This window comes from Pseudomonas sp. G.S.17 (genome assembly GCF_038096165.1).
In the GTDB taxonomy this organism is placed as follows: Bacteria; Pseudomonadota; Gammaproteobacteria; order Pseudomonadales; family Pseudomonadaceae; genus Aquipseudomonas.
Window position 1 is genome coordinate 3,804,190 of record NZ_CP151076.1, and the last position, 17,816, is coordinate 3,822,005.

Sequence of the window (17,816 nt, forward strand, 5' to 3'; positions counted from 1 at the left end):
CGATGCCGTAATGCATCGTTCGAAAAGGCGCTGCCAGTCTAGCCAGACCGGCAGCCACGACCTTGACGGTAATCAATTGCCGTTACTGCATCAGGTCGGCGAAGGACAGGAACATCACGTTGTCGTGCTTGAGCACTTGCTGCTCGCACTCGATGACCGCCAACCCGTCGGCCCAGCAGGCCGCCGTCAACATCGCCGAGCTTTGCTGAGGGTGCAGCTCCACGCTCAACCGACCGTCAGCGCCGGGCGTCAATCTGGCCCGCAAGTACTGCCGACGCTTGTTACGTTGCAACCAATCGAAACCGGCTGGCACAGCCAATGGCCTCGGCAGCACGTCAGTCACGCCCTGGGCCCTGAGCAGGAATGGACGCACGACGACCAACGCGGTAATCAGCGCCGCCGATGGATTTCCCGGCATGCCGATCCAGGGTTTGCCGATCACTTTGCCAAAGGCCAGTGGTTTGCCGGGCTGAATGGCCAGGCGCCAGAAATCCACGCTGCCCAGTTCTTCAATTGCCTGCTTGAGATGATCTTCCTCGCCGACCGATACGCCACCGGAACTCAGCAGCACGTCGCATTCCGAAGACGCCAGCGTCAGGGCATGGCGGCTGGCCGCCAACTCATCGGCCATGACGCCATAGTCGTGTACCTCGACGCCCCAGCCGCGCAACAACGCAGCCAGGCAGTAGCGATTGCTGTTGTAAATCTGCCCCGGAGCCAGATGATCGCCCGGCTCACGCAGCTCATTGCCGCTGCTGAGCAAGCACACCTGCAACGGTCGATAAACCTCGACTCGCGCCACGCCGGCGCCAGCCAGCAACCCCAGTTCCTGTGCGCGCAGACGCTTCCCGGTGTTGAGTAACAGGTCGCCTCGACGAACTTCCTCGCCCTTGTTGCGCACATGATCGCCAGCCTTCACGGACGGGAACCAGACCCGCGCACCCTCGACCCGACAGCGTTCCTGCGGAACGACGGTGTCGGCGCCCGGCGGCAATGGCGCACCGGTGAATATCTGCACCGCCTGCTGCGCCAGTAAGGGCGAATCGGCCGGATCCCCCGCCGCAATTCGCCCGCCAATCGGCAAATAACCACCCTCCGCTGGCAGGTCAGCCGCCCTGAGGGCATAACCATCCATGGCACTGTTGTCCCAGGCCGGCAGGTTCACCGGGCAATGAATGTCCGCCGCCAGAACCCGGCCCATGGCTTGATCCAGAGGAATCCTGTGCGACAAAGGCGGTGGCGGCGCCTGATCCAGCAGACGGTCAATGGCCTCGTCCACCGGCATCAAGTGACCCCAGTCACACACCGGGCCGGTCATGAACGTGTCTCACAGGCGTCGATGCCCCGTTCGGTTTGCGCTTTCAAATGCGGGGCGAAATTGCATGGGCCGGTGCGGCTGTCCAGTTGTTCCAGGAGGATCATGTTCCAGGCTGTCCGGCAGGCCCCCGGTGAACCCGGGACGCAGCACACCAGGACGCCATTGCTCATCCCGGCCAATGCCCGCGACTGCAAGCTGGACATGCCGATTTCCGCCAGGGAGACCTGACGGAACAGCTCGCCAAAGCCTTCCACGTGTTTATCCAGCAACGGCAGGACCGCTTGCGGCGTGTTATCGCGGGCGGTGAAACCGGTGCCGCCGGTCATCAGTACGACCTGCACTTTGGGATCGGCGATCCACCGGGAAACGGTTGCGCGAATCTGATAGATGTCATCTGTGACCAGGTCACGATCAATCAAGACATGCCCGGCCGTTTGCAGCAGATCGGTGAGTGTCTGTCCCGAGGTGTCGGTCTCGAAGATGCGCGTATCGCTGATCGTCAACACGGCGATGTTCAGGGGTTCAAACGTGCGTTGCGCCAGATGGGCCATTTCAAAGCCTCCCGTAGATGAGCATAGGCTCAAGCCTGAACCGGAATCGCGGTGTGGCCTATTCCTCCATGGAGGTACCTCGACCGGGCTCAAGGCGCCAGGCGGTTGCGAAACCACACACCGTTCTGCAAGCGATAATCGATGCGGTCATGCAAGCGGTCGGCACGCCCCTGCCAGAACTCCAGGCGCTGTGGGTGCAGGCAATAGCCGCCCCAATGCTCGGGTCGCGGCACAGGCTGGTCAACGAAACGCGTAATGGTGGCTGCCATCAGCGACTCAAGCGCTGCCCGATTGGCAAGCGGCTGGCTCTGCGGTGAAGCCCAGGCACCCAGCCGGCTGGCCTCCGAGCGCGACTCGAAGTACGCATCCGAGAGCTGCGCCTGGAGTTTGGACACCTGGCCTTCGATACGAACCTGACGCTCCAGCCCCGGCCAGAAAAACGTCATGGCGGCATTCGGGTTACCCGCCAGTTGCCGGCCCTTGTCGCTCTGGTAATTGCCGAAAAACGTAAAGCCTTCGTCGCTCAAGCCCTTGAGCAGCAGGACCCGGCAATGCGGATTGCCCTCGCTGTCAACCGTCGCCAACATCATGCTGTTGGCCTCGATCGGCGCGCACTCGGTGTCGCGCGCCTGCTGCATCCATTGCCGGAACAGCGTCAGCGGATCGTCCAGCACAGCGTCGTCCTGCAGACCATTAAGGGTATAACTGCGGCGCATCTCAGCCAGGGAAAGGGGCATGACGGTGATCTCCAGAAGGTTTCATGCAGTGTGCAAAGCCCTGCGCGTTACCACCTTGATCACCATCAACACTTGGCATTCAAGCGACGCGCGCGTTGTTACTTGAGCCGCAGCCGCCGGGCCGGTTTTGCAGTTCAAGGGTGCCAATAGAACATGGCCTTGGCGAGAATCACGATCAGCACCATGTGCCCGAGGATGCTGCGGCGAATCCAGCTGGCGCGGGTAATGGTGAGTCGCGCGTGGGTCAACCAATAGGCCAGCAACAAGTAGTGACCAATGATGCTCAAGGCCAACAGGATCTTCAGGCTCAGCAAGGTGCCGAAACTGCTGGCCAGTGGCTGACTTAATGCACCCCGGTACTGCCACGCCAGGCCGAGACCAGCGCCATACAACAGCAACACCACGCCATGCAGGACCTTGCGCGAGCGCACTGCAATCGCCTGATCCGCCGTGGTCTGTGCCGTGTCCATCAGTTGCTGGCGGGCCCGGTGCCAGATCACCACCTCGAAAAACAGCGTGCCGATGAAGGCAATCGCTGCCAGCAAGTGCGTCACCAATAAAAAGGGATACATCACTGCAACCTCCTCAGGTTCACTGACTCATCCCGGATGACCGTCAACGCGGGTTCGCAGCAGCATCGGCCCGTAACGCCAGGCGTACAGGGCAAACGCCAGCGCCCAGCACAGACCCGCCAACCATAGCGCCGGCAAGGGGAAGAACAGGATCAACACGACCCGGCTCAGACACGCCAGGTTGAGCAGGATGAACGCCAGGGTCATCCCGGACGGTGGCTCCAGTGCGCGGCCGGTATGACCTAAAGTGACCCGCGCGATCATCGCCAACACCAGGCCGCCCATCGCACCGATCGTCAGGCAATGCACCGCCAGACTCGGATTGATCGGCAGCCCAAAATGCCACAACGCCATGCCCAGGCAAGCCGCAGCCAACCAGCCATAAGCCAGGTGCAACGACCACAATAATGGCACGCGCCAAAGTGCCCGATCATGCCAGCGAACCAGGCGCACCAGATGCCCTGCCGCTAACACCGTGAACAACAGGCCCACCCAGATATTCGGATACAAGGCAGGTCCTGCGGCATATGACAGCGCCAGCAGCGCAGAGCCCGCCAAGAGCAGCCGATCCAGCCACGGCCACGCGGCGACGCCCTCGACTCGGCCGAGGCCGCGCTGGGTGAAGAACGGAATGACCCGCCCGCCGATCAGCCCCATCATCGCCGCCACCAGCCAGATCCCGGTCAGTACGCCCTGGCGCTGCCAGCCTTCATGACCTTCGAGCAGCCCGTACAGGGACAGTCCGTCAGCCGCTGCCAACAGCAGCAACACCATCACAATCGGGTAGTTACGCTTCTGCCGCACCTTCCACAGGGTGAAGCCCATGAGCAACGCCACCGCCAGCGGGAACGACAATTCCAGCAGCGCGAGCAACGGCCATGGCGCATTGACCAGCCAGGCCACTCGCGCGCACAGCCACAGCAACGCCAGCGCCGCCAACGGTGTCCCGCTGATACCCGGACGCCCGGTCCAGGTCTGCACGGCGGTCAGCAGGAAACCGGCGATGATCGCCAGACCAAAACCGAACAACAATTCATGCCGATGCCAGCCCAGCCAGCCGCCTGAGGGTTGCCAGTCGGAAATCGCACCGCCGAACGCCACCAGCCATAGCGGTATGGCCAGCACCGCCAACAGGCAGCCCGCGAGGAAAAATGGCCGGAAGGCCAGCCGTAACAGCGGCGGAATCGCCATCGCTTTACGGCGCTCAAGCACTTGCATAAAGCCACTCCTCTACCTCGTTGCCTACCTGACACTTAGCTGCAAGCGTCGAGGAAAATACGCAGTTCGATCATCGGGTATCGCGGATCAAACGTCGTTGTCACAAATCAAGAGTGCAAGGGCCGTGCCCCCGAAGCGAATCCGCGCCAGCGTGGGCTTCCCGGCTCGGCGCGGCTGCCCGACCACGGTCTTTATGACTCTTCGATGGTCATAAAGACCCTTAAGCTATGGTCATTTTGACATCACACCTCTACGCCCTCCCCTGAACAAGGCCTTTGGCGCATGGCCCGCGTCTTGCTGAGCATGGGCAACCTTTTGAAACCTTGATCCTTCTCGATTACCCGGAGTCGTCATGAAAAAAGTCATCCAGCCTCTGGCCTGGTTTGTGGTGCTGACCTCAGTCCTGGCCCTGGCCAGCAGGCTTTCTCTGGGCCTCGTCTGACTGGATAGCCGCCCTTTTCTCAACCTTCAGGATGAGTTTCCATGGTGTTACATCGCGTCCACCACCAGATTCTGCGCAGTCATCATTTGTTTGAGCCGTTGAACGAAGAACAGCTGGATGAATTGATGAGTGCCAGCCAATTGCTGAGCATCGATAAAGGCGAACCGCTGTTTCGTCAGGGCGAGCCGGCCGACTCGTTTTACTTCGTGATTGCCGGGGCGGTGAAAATCTACCGCCTGACCCCCGATGGACAGGAAAAGGTGTTTGAAGTCATCGGCGAACGGCACACCTTCGCCGAAGCCATGATGTTGATGGACACCCCCAACTATGTGGCCTCGGCAGAGGCGGTCTGTCCCACTCAGCTCTACCGGTTATCCAACAGCACTTACATGCGCCTGCTTCAAAGCAACAGTCGGCTGACCTTTGCGCTGCTCGGCAAGCTCTGCGTTCGTTTGCACCAGCGGGTCAATGAGATCGAAACTCTGTCGTTGAAAAACGCCACCCACCGGGTCGTGCGATACCTGCTGACGCAACTGGTGCGCGCGCAACCGGTTCAGAGCCAATTCGAGCTGCCGATGGCCAAGCAACTGATTGCCGGGCACCTGTCGATCCAGCCGGAAACGTTTTCGCGGATCATTCGGCGCCTGATCGATGAAAAGATCATTACTCAGGACGGTCGCCAGATCGCCATTCTTGATCGTCTGCGCCTGGAACAGTTCGAGTGAATACCATGCCTGTCTGCCTGTACTGCCAACGCGCCAATCCACCCCGGCACACCGAGTGCTGCCAATGCGGCATGCCGCTGCCTGTGATGGCCGAGCATGCCGCAGAGCGTCGACTGCGCCGGTTCAAGTGGTTCTGCATCGGTTTGACGATCTTTTGCGTGGTGATGTTTTTCTGGCTGCCGCGCGGCATCAGTTGATACTGCGCTGGCAAACCCAGACTCACGGCTGGGTCAGCTGGCGATACAACTGCGGCAGGCGCAGCGGCAATTGCTCAGGCTGGCTGATCAAGATGTAGCCATTGGCACCAAACATGTACGGCAGATAGTCCCCCGCCTCACGATCGATGGTGATACAGAATGGCGTCAGCCCTTGGCGCCGCGCCTCCAGCACTGCTTCGCGAGTGTCTTCAACCCCGTAGCGTCCCTCATACAAATCCAGGTCATTGGGTTTGCCATCGGTCAGCAGCAACAACAGTTTGCTGCGCCGCTTGCTGCTGCCCAGCAACTGCGTGGCCTGGCGGATCGCAGCGCCCATGCGCGTGTAATAACCCGGCTTGAGCCCTTGAATACGACCCCGGGTGTTGTCGTCATAACGCTGGGTGAATGACTTGAGTTCCTGCATACGGACCTGCTGGCGTCGCAGCGAGGAAAACCCGTACAGGGCGAAGTCATCGCCCAGCCCCGACAGGGTTTCGCCAAACAGCAGCAGGCTGTCGCGGATGACGTCGATGACGCGATGCTCATCGTTGAGGTGCGCATCGGTGGACATCGACACATCGGCCAGCAACAGACACGCCAGGTCGCGGCGGGTCTGGCGTTGCTCCATGAACAGACCGCGCTCGGCGCACTGCCCATGCTCGCGCTCCACGTGAAAATCCAGCCAGGCCTGCATGTCCAGTTCCGCGCCCTGGGGTTGCTGGCGTAACCACTGGCGGTCATTGCGCAAGTGCTCGAACTGACGCCGCAGGCGGTGAGCCGAGGCCTTCAACCGTGACGGCAGCGGCTGCGCCTCACAGTCACGGGGCACCATCATTTGCAGATTGACGAAGGCGTCCTGCATCTGCTGTTTGCGATAGTCCCACTCCGGCAACTTGATGCCTTCGCCCAAGGGAATATCGTCGACATCGGCGGGCGGCAGATCCAGGTGCAGCTTCAGGCCGCCGCCCTTGCGCAGGCGCGTGCGCGACAGGGTCAGTTCATCCAGGTCGTCGGCGACCCTGGCGGCGTCCGGATCTTCGCTGTCGTCCGACCAGCGATCCAGGTCCACGTGCTCGGTCCAGCTGAACAGGCTCTCCAGCCGTATCACCAACAGGCCGCCGTCCCGAGAGCTGTCATCAATGCGCTTGGCGCGTTTGCGCCCGCCTTGCTGCTCGCCGGGAGGGGTCGTCAGAAATTCTTCGGATTCATAGCCCAGATCGGCGGCCAGCGGGCTGGCGAGATGCTGCGCTGGGTACAACCACAACGGCAGCGGCCAGGCGGCCCGTTCACTGCGCGGAAAATGCTCGACGCTGCCGGGCTCGCGCAAGGCCTGACATAACGCGCGTTCCAGTGCCGCTTCACTGCGGTTCAGGGTTGCCGGGGCCGGGCGTAATTGCAGGTGGGCATCGACCAATCGTGTATAGCGAGCACGCAACGCCGGATAACGCCGCAACAGCATCTGGGTCCAGCGTTGGTTATCCCGCCCCCAGTGGCGCATCGGTCCAGCCTGCGCCGCCAGCAAGGCGAGCCAGCGATAGAGTTCTTCATTCAGTGCAGCTTCAGGAAACACCGCAAGGCTCGACGGCAGCCGCAGGTTGTTCTCGTCACACCACGCCAGAGGCACTTGTTTGCAGGTGCCGGCGATCTGCTGCAGCACGTTGCGCCGCAACAGCAGATCGCGGTCGCTGGCGGCTTCGACACCGATGCCATTGGCACCGCCCATGGCGCGGAACAACAGCGCCAGCGGACGTTGCTGATTGACCAGCTCGACGCGTGCGTCGGGGAAATCCGGGCTGGCGCGCCGGGTGATGAAGCGATGCCAGACGCTGCCCACCCACTCTTCCAGTTCGACGGTAAAGGCCATGCTCCATGTCCTTCCTGAAATAAAAAAAAGGCCCGCTGTATCAGCCGGACCGACCTTTTCTAGCCGTTATCCCGGCTCATGAAGGCACCACCTGCGCTGGGGCGCGCAACGCTGCGCGACCCCGCTGCCTGAAGCTGAACAAGTAGCAGAGCAGCCCGGCGAGGAAGCCGATGCCCGCGACCAGACGCGCCCAGAACAACACCTGCAAGTGTTCGACCGTGGCCATGAACGGCAAGGCGGTCCCGTCGACCTGCCAGCGTTGCAGGTAGACCTGCACGACACCGGCAGCGGTCAGGAACAGCGTGATCATCACCATCGACAGGGTCATCAACCAGAAGCCACGGATCTCCAGCGTCTGCGAGCGCTCGTCGCCGGCTTCACCCAATCCACGCAAGCGCGGCATGGCGTAGCTGATCAGGGTCATGACGATCATCGCGTAAGCCCCATAGAACGCCAGGTGTCCGTGGGCGGCAGTCAGTTGCGAGCCGTGGGTGTAGAAGTTGACGGGAGCAAGGGTGTGCAAAAAACCCCAGACGCCCGCGCCGAAGAAGGCCGTCACCGTGGTGCCCTTGGCCCATAGCGTTGCCGCACGATTCGGGTGCTGCCGCCGCCGGTTCTTCACGGTGCTGAAGGCAAATATCACCATCGCCAAGAAGGGCAACGGTTCCATGGCGGAGAAGATCGAACCGACCCATAACCAGACCTCGGGCGCACCAATCCAGAAGAAGTGGTGACCGGTGCCGATGATCCCGGTGATCAGCGCCATGGCGATAATCACGTACAGCCATTTCTCCACGACTTCCCGGTCTACACCGGTGATCTTGATCAGCACGAAAGCCAGCATCGCGCCCATGATCAGCTCCCACACGCCTTCCACCCAAAGATGCACCACCCACCACCAGTAGAACTTGTCGCGGGCCAGGTTGCCGGGGTTGTAGAAGGAGAACAGGAAGAACACTGCCAGCCCGATCAGCCCGGTCATCATCACCATGCTGACCGTGGTCTTGCGCCCTTTGAGCAGGGTCATGCCGATGTTGTAGAGAAAGCCCAGGCACACCACGACAATGCCCATCTTGGTAATCGTCGGCTGCTCCAGGAACTCCCGGCCCATGGTCGGCAGCAACTCGTTGTGGGTCAGCCTGGCCAGCCCGGCATACGGCACCAGCAGATAGCCGAGGATGGTCAGCACGCCGGCGGCGGCGAATACCCAAAACAGAATGATCGCCAGCCGCGGACTGTGCAGCTCGCGATCCGCCTCTTCCGGAATCAGGTAGTAGGCGGCGCCCATGAAGCCGAACAGCAGCCAGACGATCAGCAGGTTGGTGTGCACCATCCGCGCCACGTTGAAAGGAATGATCGGGAACAGAAAGTCACCGATCACGTACTGCAGTCCCATGATCAAACCGAACAGCACCTGACCGAGAAACAGGATCAGGGCAAACACGAAGTAAGGTTTGGCTACGGCTTGCGAGGCGAATTTCAGATGCGGATTAGCCATGCTCATCACTCAGCCCTCCTTGTTTGGCGGCCAGCCATTGGTATTGATTTTCGAACTCCATTTGAGGAACTCGGCGATGTCATTCACCTCCTGCTCACTCAAATTGAATTGCGGCATCGCCCGCCGCCCTGGTACGCCCAGCGGCTGCATTTTCATCCAGGCATGCAGGAAGGGTTTGAAACCTTCCTCCCCACCGCGACGCTGGTATACGTTGCCCAGCTCTGGCGCGAAGTAGGCGCCCTCGCCCAGCAGCGTGTGGCAACCGATGCAGTTGTTCTGCTCCCAGACCGTTTTGCCGCGTATCACTGATTCGGTTAAAAGCGCCTCATTACTGCGTTCCGGAAAGGTTTGTTCCGTGTGGTAGGTCAAGGCCAGGAATATCAGGAAGAAGAAGATGCTTCCCCCAAAATAGATATTCCTGGCCATGCCTTTTGTGAAGGTCTCTGACATGGTCGCTTCCTCTTTGCTTGACCCGTCCATGATAGGAAGCGAGGGGTTGAAATCTGCTTGATGGCGATCAAGAAAGTCAGATGGTTTTGATCGGGTATTGCCCTTGCAGGACCGCCGCCACTGAGGCCAGGCAGCACACAGGATCCGTAGGACCGGCTTTAGCCGGGAGAGCGGAAGCTCTGACGACGCAACCGCTGCGAATGTACCGGCCTCCTCCCGGCTAAAGCCGGTCCTACGCAGACTGTGTGAAAACGTCACGAGCGATGACAAGACAAGGCAAAAACAGGCGAAAAAGCGGAGTCCAGGTGTTCTAAATGAGCATTTTTCGCCTGCTTTTAACGCAGTATTGTGTGCGTAGCGCCGAAGGTCGCCCAGCCTGCAGTAGTTTTCACACAGTCTGTACGGGTTGTGCGATGAGGACCAAGACGGCATCTACAACAGACTGAGCCCCACAAGCACCGCCAACACCAGCGCCCAGCTCAGCATCAACCGCCGCCAGAGGCGCGGCGCGCGGCGCAGTTCCATGAAGCCCTCGGTGATCAGCCAGGCCTTGCCCACCGCCACCGACAGGATGGCGAGCGACAGCAGCCACGTCGCGCCCACCTGTGCCAGCAGCACCGTGCTAACGCTCAACGCGGCCAACGCCGCCCAGCAGGCGACCAACAGCCTGGAAGCTGACATGTCACCTCCGTCAATTCAGAACGTAGACCAGCGGAAAAAGCACGACCCAGATCAGATCGACCATGTGCCAATACAGCACGCCGGATTCGAAGCCGCTGTGATTGTCGGCGCCATACAAGCCACGACGACAACGTTCGGCCAGCCAGCCGAGGATGAACATGCCGAGCAGCACATGAAGAAAATGGAAACCGGTGAGGATCCAGTAAAGGGTGAAAAAGGTGTTGTGCTCCATGCCCAGCCCCGAGGCCAGCAAGTGCCGGTACTCCGTGACTTTCAGCACCACGTACAGGCTGGCGGCGAGCAATGCGACCAACAGGAAGGCCGCGCCATGGCGAGGTTGTGAGCGTCTGACCTGTTCCTGAGCCAGCGCGGCGAACAACCCCGCCGTGATCAGGCTCAAGGTCATCGCCAGACCGGTGGAGGTGTTCAGCAACAGACGACTCTCGCTGAACATCTGCGGCTTGAGCACCTGAGTCACCGCGAACGCCAGAATCAGGATCGCGAACACCGAAAGCTCGGCCAGAATGAAAAACCACATCGCCAGGTCGCCCGGCAGGTGGCCACGGGAAGCGCCGCCGGTTTCAGCCGAAGTGGACATCAACCACATCCATCAGCGCCGCGACAGTCAGCGGATCATCGCTCAAGGGCTCGGCCAGGCACGCCATGCACGCCTCGCGCGGGCTCATGCCGGAGCGGATCATGCGCGCCGTGAAAATCAGTAACCGCGTGGAGGCAACTTCCTCCAGATCATGCTGATCGAGCCGCCGCAGGGCCTGACCCAGCCTGACCACTTGCGCCGCCAGCGCGCTGTCGACCTGAGCCTCCCGAGCGACGATGCGCTCTTCATCGGGCGCTGGCGGATAGCCGAAACGCATCGCCACAAAACGTTGTCGGGTGCTGGGTTTCATGCCTTTGAGCAGGTTCTGGTAACCGGGGTTGTAAGACACCACCAGCATGAACGAAGGCGGCGCCTGCAGCACTTCGCCGGTGCGTTCCAGAAACAGCTCGCGACGATCATCAGCCAATGGATGCAGCACCACGACCGTGTCCTGGCGCGCTTCCACCACTTCGTCGAGGTAGCAAATCCCGCCCTCGCGCACCGCGCGGGTCAGCGGTCCGTCCTGCCACCAGGTGCCCTGGGTTCCAATCAGGTGGCGGCCGATCAGGTCGGCAGCACTCAGATCATCGTGGCAAGCCACGGTGTACAACGGCAGTTTCAGCCGATGGGCCATGTGCTGGACGAAACGGGTCTTGCCGCATCCGGTCGGACCCTTGATCAATACCGGCATGCCGTGGCGCCAGGCTTGCTCGAACAGCACCTCCTCATTGTTCAGCGGTTGGTAGAAGGGTTCGACCTTGTGTGCGCAAGACTGGCTACGGTCCATGGTTTTCCTGTTTCAAAAGCGGGTTCGAGGCACACGCTACGGCCCCCTGCGACAACCCGGCAAGTGACGTGAACGGCAAACTTGATCGCCGTCAAGCGAGCATTGAAGGCGTTCACACAGTGCGTGAAAACCGGCCTTTCTGCTCGCCGCCAAGATAGGCGTCAAAGGCCATCGCCGCGCTGCGCATCATCAGATTCCCGTGGGGCAACAGCACCAGCGAATCGTCGTGAATCTGCAGCAAGCCATCGCGGACATGCTCGTCCAGTTGCGCCAGAGCATCGGCAAAGTACTCGGTAAAGCAGAAGTCATGCAGCGCTTCAAATTTGCCGAAGTCGATCCGGCCATGGCACATCAGATCGCTGATCACTTCGCGGCGCAGCTGATCATCGGCGCTCAATCGATAACCCCGATGCACCGGCAGCAAGCCTTGATCGAGCCGGGCGTAATACTGTGAAAGCTCCTTGACGCTCTGGCTGTAGCTGTCGCCGACCTTGCCGATTGAAGACACGCCAAGGCCGATCAGATCGCAATCGGCGTGGGTTGAATAACCCTGGAAATTGCGCTGCAAGGTGCCATTGGCCCGGGCCAACGCCAGCTCGTCGTCGGGCAAGGCGAAGTGGTCCATGCCGATGTAGACGTAACCGGCCTCGGTCAGACGGCGGATGGTCAGCTCAAGCAACTCCAGCTTGCGCTCCGCCGGCGGCATGTCGGCCGGACGAATCAGCCGTTGTGCGCGTACCAGTTCCGGCAAATGGGCGTAGCTGTAGGCCGCAATCCGGTCCGGACGCAACGCGATAATCTTGCCGAGGGTGACATCGAAACTGTTCACGGTCTGCAACGGCAGACCGTAGATAAGATCGACGCTGATCGACTTGAATCGCGCCTGGCGCGCCGCAGCGACCAGCGCGTAAATCTGCTCTTCGCTTTGCTGGCGATTGACCGCGGCCTGCACATCCGGGTCAAAGTCCTGCACGCCGAAGCTCAGGCGATTGAACCCCAACTGGCGCAATGACTGAATCTGCTCGGTGCTGATGGTGCGAGGGTCGACTTCGATGGAAAACTCATGGTCGTCGCTGTCATCCATGTCAAATGCCTGGTGCAGGCAGTCCATCAGGTCAGCCAGCTGTTCGCTGGTCAGATAGGTCGGCGTGCCACCGCCCAGGTGCAGCTGCGTGAGTTTGCGCGAGCTGTCGAACAGGGCGGCCTGCATGACGATTTCCCGCTTGAGGTAGGTCAGGTATTCGACGGCGCGGTGGGTTTTCTGGGTGATGATCTTGTTGCAGGCGCAGTAATAACAAAGGCTCTTGCAGAACGGTATGTGGATATAGACCGACAGGGACTTGGGCACCGCCGCCAGGTTGCTGTCGGAGGCGGCACGTTGATAGTCATCGACGGCAAAAGCCTGATGAAACTGCGGCGCAGTCGGGTAAGAGGTATAGCGCGGCCCCGGACGGTCATACTTTTCGACCAGGGCACGATTGAAATTAAAAGAACTTGTCATGATCAATCCACTTGCATTGGGGTTCATGCCTCACAGCGCCAGCCACGACTGGTTGGCAATTGATCCCTGTCCAGTTGTTGCTGATAGCGCTGCAGATCGTCGGTATTTTGCGTATATAAATTGTCGATCTGGCTGATAGCGCCCAAACCCAAGCCGATATGGTCGCAATACCCGTGTCGGGTAAATCCCTCACAATTGCGTCGCAATCGGCCCCGCTCCTGAGCAATCGCCAGATCGTCATCGTGCCGGACAAACTGCCCCAGGCCGATGTAGTGATAACCAGCACCCATCAACTGGGTAAAACAGATGCGGCGCATGGCGCCTTTGTCTTCCTGGCTGCAAGCGGCCCTGGTTTGGTCTGCGGCCCTTAGCCGATAGCGTTGAGGTGGCCGGGCATAGTCAAAGACCAGCAGCCGATCCGGCTCCAGTTCAATGATGGTTGCCAGTTTCAGCGCAAAACTTTCGGGTGTTTGCCAGGCGTTGCCATAGCCCAGATCGACATTGATGGAGCGATAGCCAAAGGTCCGAGCGGCATCGACCAACGAATGGATCGGCGCCGGATTCTGGTAGCAAGCCCCTGACATCTCACGGTCGACACCGATGTCCGGAACGCCGATGCTGACCTGGTTGAACCCCAGGTCACGCAGCACACCCATGGTCGACCAATCGGTATGGTGCACGTCCACCTCAATGCTGTTGTCACCACATTCATGGCCGAGAAAGTTGAAGCGACGACGAAGGTGGCTCATCAGCCGCCGCAAGTGGGCAACGGCCGGCGTGCCGCCTCCCAGATGAAACTCCTCGACCTGCTGTTCCGACCCGAGGTGACAACTGACGAGGTTGATTTCATGTTCCAGACATTGCAGATAGCGTTCGATACCACCTTGCTCGCCGGAGCTGTCGCGCGAAGAACCAGAGGAAGACTTCAAGCTGGCAGGCAGCTGCACATTCAGTGACAGCGGGCGGCCCCTTTTGCGGCTGACGCGCAAGGCGCGCAGCAAATCCAGCGAGCCGATACCTGCGTGGAATTTTTCAGCGTCGACAGGGCCGTTGGGATCGAGCACGCGTTGCTCACACCGAGCGTCAAGCGCGCCGGGATCGTGAAATAAATTGAGCATGACGGGTCTCCGAGACAGGCTGCGGACCACCAGTGTCGGGGTTTGCCGGCCCATGCTCCTTGACTTGTATCAAGCCTGAGTAAAGTGCTGATTGCGCAACGGACCTGCGGGCAAATCGGCTCACCACGTCAGATAAAACATGCCCTTGGCCAGCAGGACGATGACGATCATGTGGCAGAACAGGCTGCCATGGATGAAATGCAGGAATCGAGCCTTCATCCGGCCAGTTTTGAACAGCGCCATGGCGACCAGGAAATGCAACAGTACGCTGACCGCGACGACGATTTTCAGCATCAGCAATGTGCCAAACGATGAGGCCATTGGTGTGGCGAGGACAGGCAAGTAACGCAACCAGACCATCCCCAGACCGGCCCCGAACAACACCAGCAGAACCCATGGAATCAGGGCGCGGGCGCGTCGACCGATGCCCTGTTCGACCAGCAGCATGACCTTGACCGGCAGCTGTTTGCGAATGCTTTCCAGGAACAGGACTTCGAAAAACACCGTGCCAATGAAAATCAGTGCGGCGAACAGATGCAAGGTGAGAAACAGCGGATAGAGCATGGGATTTTCGCTCTCGATACAGCAATCGGATTCACTCACAGCGAGCAATCCACTCGGCGTGCGCCTGGCCGCCTGAGTTCCTCTGCAGGATACAGAGCACGGCGCTCCAGGCGTTTGACGCCAATCAAGATAAAGGTCAGGACGCAGGACCGGATCGTACAAAACACTGCTCCGTGACCCGCGCGCCCCATTGATGCCCTTCTTGCTCCTGCACTAACTTGAAACCGAAGTCCTCATAGAGTTTACGAGCGGCATCAAGGCCCCGGAACGTCCAGAGCCTGGTTGCACAAAAGCCATGCTCGTCACAGAACTTCAGCGCTTCGGCCAGCAAGCGTTTGCCTGCGCCTTTGCCTCGCGCTGAATCATCAAGAATGAAGCAGCGCAGAATCGCTTCGCCGCCCTCTCCTTCGCCGTCGATAGCGATAGAACCGACAATTCGCTGGCCATCCAGAGCGACCCAAACCTCGTTGCGTGGATTGTGCAAACGCCCCATCAGTTCAGCCATATTCGCTGCGATCAGACTTTCAAACGGCTGGCCAAAACCGGAATGGCTTGCGTAGTAGTCGGCATGCATTTGCACGATGCGACCGATGACGCCAGGACGGTAACCTCGGGCAATGCTCAACGGCGTCGAGGCCAGCTCGGTACCGCACCGATGCGCTTGCAAGGCAGCCGCATAGTTGCCGATGCCCTCACTCACTGTCTGCCGCTGCTCACCCGTCAGGTGAGACATGGCCGCGTCTACCTGTTTGGTAGCGAACGCATCAATGGCTCGCAAGGTCTTTTTGCCCTGCGCTGTGAGCCGTAGTTTCTTGGAGCGCGCATCATCCTCGTGGGGGATTTCTTCGATCTCGCCAGCTTCGATGAGCTTGCGGACCATCCGGCTGACGCTGGATTTTTCCAGCCCCAGAAGCTCAACAAGTTCGCTCGAAGTCAGCGTTTCCCGACTCCCTATCTCCACTATGGTGTGTACCGACGACGGCGGATAACCCGTCGCAGCCAGCGTGGCGCGCATGAAGCCCAGCTCTCGCACCATGAGACGAGAGGCCGAACGGACTTGGTCGATCAGGCCTGATTGGGAATGGATCACGGGCAACACCTCCGACGATACGTATATTTAGTTGTATTGCACAACTAACTTCAGATCAAATCAAGGTGATGCGCCGACGAAAATATGACGGCTGCCAAGTCGCGCGGCGCCCAACGCTGTCACGCGGATGCGCCATACGTGCTCAGGGAGCGAGTATTTCCTTGAGAAATTCTATGAACACATTGATCCGACTGGAACCGCGATGATTGGGTAGATACAGCGCGTTGATGCAGGTACTTGCAGTGCCAGGGTTAACCTCGTATTGCTCCAGCACGCGGGTCAGTCGACCTTCACCAACGTCGTCACACACCAGCCAATCAGCCAACAGCGCCACGCCGCCGCCAGCCAGCGCCGCCTCGCGCAGAATGTCGGCATTATTGCTTTGCAGCCGCCCCTGCACCTTCACGCGAATGACTTGCTCATCGCCCTGGAACGTCCAGTTGGGGTGTCCGCTGCGGTAATCCATACGCAGGCACTGATGCTCCGACAGATCACGCGGGTGTCGCGGCAGTCCGGCACGCGTCAGGTATTCGGGACTCGCCACCAGCCAACGCTGGAAATCACCCAACCGCTTGGCGACGATGTCATCACTGACGACCGCTGAGCCGAGACGTACTGACACATCGATTTGCTCGCTGAGCAGGTCAGTGACCTCGTCGCTCAGAGCGAGGCTGATCTCCAGGCCAGGATGACGATCAAGCAATCTACCCAAATGGGGAGCGATGATTCGCCGGCCGAATTCCACCGGAACGCTAACCCGCAAACGCCCCTGGACTGCGCTGCCACGGTCGGTAACCACAGCATCGGCTTCATCGATGGCGTCGAGGATCGCCACTGCTTTTTCGAAATAGTTCTGCCCCGCTACCGTGACGCTCGTAGTGCGTGTGGTGCGGTTGAGCAGGCTCGCGCCCAACTCGTTTTCCAGCGCCGCCACCTGCCGCGTCACTGAAGAAGTGGAGATGCCGAGCTTGCGCGCCGCTGACGAATAACCACCACAGCGTACGGTTTCGACGAACATTTTCAGCGCCAGCAACTTATCCATAGAAGGGTCCGAATTCGAGACGTAATGAGAACGACTGTGCATTATCACGTATCGGGCGTCTTGCAGGGATGTGCTCACCCGGTAGCGGGTCAGTGAGTCGATTGCGCGACCGGCTGCCGGCCCTGGAACGCCAGCGAAAAACAGAAAAAGATCGCCAGGGCAAACGCTGCCAGAAACAACCAGATGCTTTTCCAGTCGTGGCCTGGCGCCAAGGCGTAGTGATCGGTCACCTGCCCCGCCACCCAGAAACCAATCAACATGCCCAAGCCGTAAGTAGCCAGCGTGATCAGGCCCTGAGCCGAACTTCTGAAGCACTCCGTGGCTTTGGCATCCGTGTAGATCTGGCCTGAAACGAAGAAGAAGTCGTAGCAAATGCCGTGCAGCGCGATGCCGGTGAACAGCATGAACACCAGATCAGCATTGTTGCCGTAGGCGAACAACAGGTAGCGCAAGGCCCACGCCAGCATCCCCACCAGCAGCGCGATCTTGATGCCGAAACGTTGAATGAACAGCGGCAGAAGAAGCATGAACAGCACTTCGGAAACCTGCCCGATGGCCACGACCTCTGAGACGCTGAGATAGAAGGATCTCCCGGCTGCGATTGTCGGGAGCGCGCCATCAGGGGTTTGGTTCGCTATCGATAAGCTGGCATCATTCACGCACTTACAAGCCGGGCTGAAGATATGAACCGTCGCAAAAAGATCCAGCAGCTATTGAAGGCGCATGCCAAAAAGGCCAGTGCCAAACTGGCACCGGCAGGCAAGTCTAAATACGTCAGTAAAGCTGATCGGTTGAAACTGGCGGATGAGCCCAGTCAAGACGAAGTCATTTCCTGACCCCGCCGAGGGTGAGCACTGGGATGA

The 17,816-nt window shown here is 59.9% G+C and carries 19 protein-coding genes and 1 pseudogene; 3 read left to right on the forward strand and 17 right to left on the reverse strand.

The window, feature by feature from the left end; translation table 11 throughout:
• Positions 1–82: 82 nt before the first annotated feature.
• The 5 genes from glp to AABC73_RS17950 form a co-directional block, all read right to left on the reverse strand.
• Positions 83–1,318: a gephyrin-like molybdotransferase Glp gene (gene glp / locus AABC73_RS17930; protein WP_341520334.1), complete on the reverse strand. Its 1,236-nt coding sequence runs from the start codon at positions 1,316–1,318 to the stop codon at positions 83–85.
• Complete coding sequence (gene moaB, locus AABC73_RS17935) at positions 1,315–1,869, reverse strand: molybdenum cofactor biosynthesis protein B (protein ID WP_341520335.1); 555 nt, start codon at positions 1,867–1,869, stop codon at positions 1,315–1,317. Before moaB ends, glp begins: the two co-directional genes overlap by 4 nt.
• A gap of 89 nt (positions 1,870–1,958) precedes the next feature.
• A complete protein-coding gene (pdxH, locus tag AABC73_RS17940; RefSeq protein ID WP_341520336.1) occupies positions 1,959–2,606 on the reverse strand; it encodes a pyridoxamine 5'-phosphate oxidase in 648 nt (215 codons plus the stop codon).
• A gap of 134 nt (positions 2,607–2,740) precedes the next feature.
• Entirely contained in the window at positions 2,741–3,178 is a 438-nt protein-coding gene (locus AABC73_RS17945; protein WP_341520337.1) for a hypothetical protein, read from the reverse strand.
• A gap of 27 nt (positions 3,179–3,205) precedes the next feature.
• Entirely contained in the window at positions 3,206–4,396 is a 1,191-nt protein-coding gene (locus AABC73_RS17950) for an NnrS family protein (RefSeq protein WP_341520338.1), read from the reverse strand.
• A gap of 483 nt (positions 4,397–4,879) precedes the next feature.
• On the opposite strand from AABC73_RS17950, the gene AABC73_RS17955 reads away from it, so the two are divergent.
• Both AABC73_RS17955 and AABC73_RS17960 read left to right on the forward strand, forming a co-directional pair.
• Positions 4,880–5,563 carry a Crp/Fnr family transcriptional regulator gene (locus tag AABC73_RS17955; RefSeq protein WP_020292658.1) on the forward strand — a complete coding sequence of 228 codons (684 nt, stop codon included), beginning with the start codon at positions 4,880–4,882 and terminating at the stop codon, positions 5,561–5,563.
• The gene (locus tag AABC73_RS17960; RefSeq protein ID WP_341520339.1) at positions 5,560–5,760 is read left to right on the forward strand and encodes a protein DnrP; all 201 of its coding nucleotides are present in this window, start codon (positions 5,560–5,562) and stop codon (positions 5,758–5,760) included. Before AABC73_RS17955 ends, AABC73_RS17960 begins: the two co-directional genes overlap by 4 nt.
• 22 nt (positions 5,761–5,782) lie before the next feature.
• On the opposite strand, the gene AABC73_RS17965 is transcribed toward AABC73_RS17960, so the two are convergent.
• The 12 genes and pseudogenes from AABC73_RS17965 to AABC73_RS18020 form a co-directional block, all read right to left on the reverse strand.
• Entirely contained in the window at positions 5,783–7,624 is a 1,842-nt protein-coding gene (locus AABC73_RS17965; protein WP_341520340.1) for a VWA domain-containing protein, read from the reverse strand.
• A 76-nt stretch (positions 7,625–7,700) separates the two neighbouring features.
• Positions 7,701–9,128, reverse strand: a complete 1,428-nt coding sequence (locus AABC73_RS17970) for a cbb3-type cytochrome c oxidase subunit I (protein ID WP_341520341.1) — start codon at positions 9,126–9,128, stop codon at positions 7,701–7,703.
• A gap of 3 nt (positions 9,129–9,131) precedes the next feature.
• Positions 9,132–9,572, reverse strand: a complete 441-nt coding sequence (locus AABC73_RS17975; protein ID WP_020292662.1) for a cytochrome c — start codon at positions 9,570–9,572, stop codon at positions 9,132–9,134.
• A gap of 432 nt (positions 9,573–10,004) precedes the next feature.
• Positions 10,005–10,253 (reverse strand): cytochrome C oxidase subunit IV family protein, encoded by a 249-nt coding sequence (locus tag AABC73_RS17980; RefSeq protein ID WP_341520342.1) that lies wholly within the window; start codon positions 10,251–10,253, stop codon positions 10,005–10,007.
• 10 nt (positions 10,254–10,263) lie between these two features.
• On the reverse strand, positions 10,264–10,851 hold the full coding sequence (locus tag AABC73_RS17985) for a cytochrome c oxidase subunit 3 (protein ID WP_341520343.1): 588 nt from the start codon (positions 10,849–10,851) through the stop codon (positions 10,264–10,266).
• Positions 10,835–11,638: a CbbQ/NirQ/NorQ/GpvN family protein gene (locus AABC73_RS17990; protein WP_341520344.1), complete on the reverse strand. Its 804-nt coding sequence runs from the start codon at positions 11,636–11,638 to the stop codon at positions 10,835–10,837. The genes AABC73_RS17985 and AABC73_RS17990 overlap by 17 nt, the downstream gene beginning before the upstream one ends.
• A 112-nt stretch (positions 11,639–11,750) precedes the next feature.
• Entirely contained in the window at positions 11,751–13,139 is a 1,389-nt protein-coding gene (gene hemN, locus AABC73_RS17995) for an oxygen-independent coproporphyrinogen III oxidase (RefSeq protein ID WP_341520345.1), read from the reverse strand.
• A 26-nt stretch (positions 13,140–13,165) separates the two neighbouring features.
• A pseudogene (locus AABC73_RS18000) lies at positions 13,166–14,257 on the reverse strand (coproporphyrinogen III oxidase); the annotation flags it as partial.
• A gap of 120 nt (positions 14,258–14,377) precedes the next feature.
• The gene (locus tag AABC73_RS18005; RefSeq protein ID WP_341524275.1) at positions 14,378–14,821 is read right to left on the reverse strand and encodes a hypothetical protein; all 444 of its coding nucleotides are present in this window, start codon (positions 14,819–14,821) and stop codon (positions 14,378–14,380) included.
• Positions 14,822–14,957: 136 nt separating this feature from the next.
• A complete protein-coding gene (locus AABC73_RS18010; RefSeq protein ID WP_341524276.1) occupies positions 14,958–15,857 on the reverse strand; it encodes a helix-turn-helix domain-containing GNAT family N-acetyltransferase in 900 nt (299 codons plus the stop codon).
• A gap of 196 nt (positions 15,858–16,053) precedes the next feature.
• Positions 16,054–16,953 carry a LysR family transcriptional regulator gene (locus tag AABC73_RS18015; protein WP_341520346.1) on the reverse strand — a complete coding sequence of 300 codons (900 nt, stop codon included), beginning with the start codon at positions 16,951–16,953 and terminating at the stop codon, positions 16,054–16,056.
• Positions 16,954–17,042: 89 nt separating this feature from the next.
• Positions 17,043–17,612, reverse strand: a complete 570-nt coding sequence (locus AABC73_RS18020) for an MFS transporter (protein ID WP_341520347.1) — start codon at positions 17,610–17,612, stop codon at positions 17,043–17,045.
• A gap of 24 nt (positions 17,613–17,636) precedes the next feature.
• On the opposite strand from AABC73_RS18020, the gene AABC73_RS18025 reads away from it, so the two are divergent.
• On the forward strand, positions 17,637–17,789 hold the full coding sequence (locus tag AABC73_RS18025; RefSeq protein WP_341520348.1) for a DUF2986 domain-containing protein: 153 nt from the start codon (positions 17,637–17,639) through the stop codon (positions 17,787–17,789).
• Positions 17,790–17,816 lie beyond the last annotated feature (27 nt).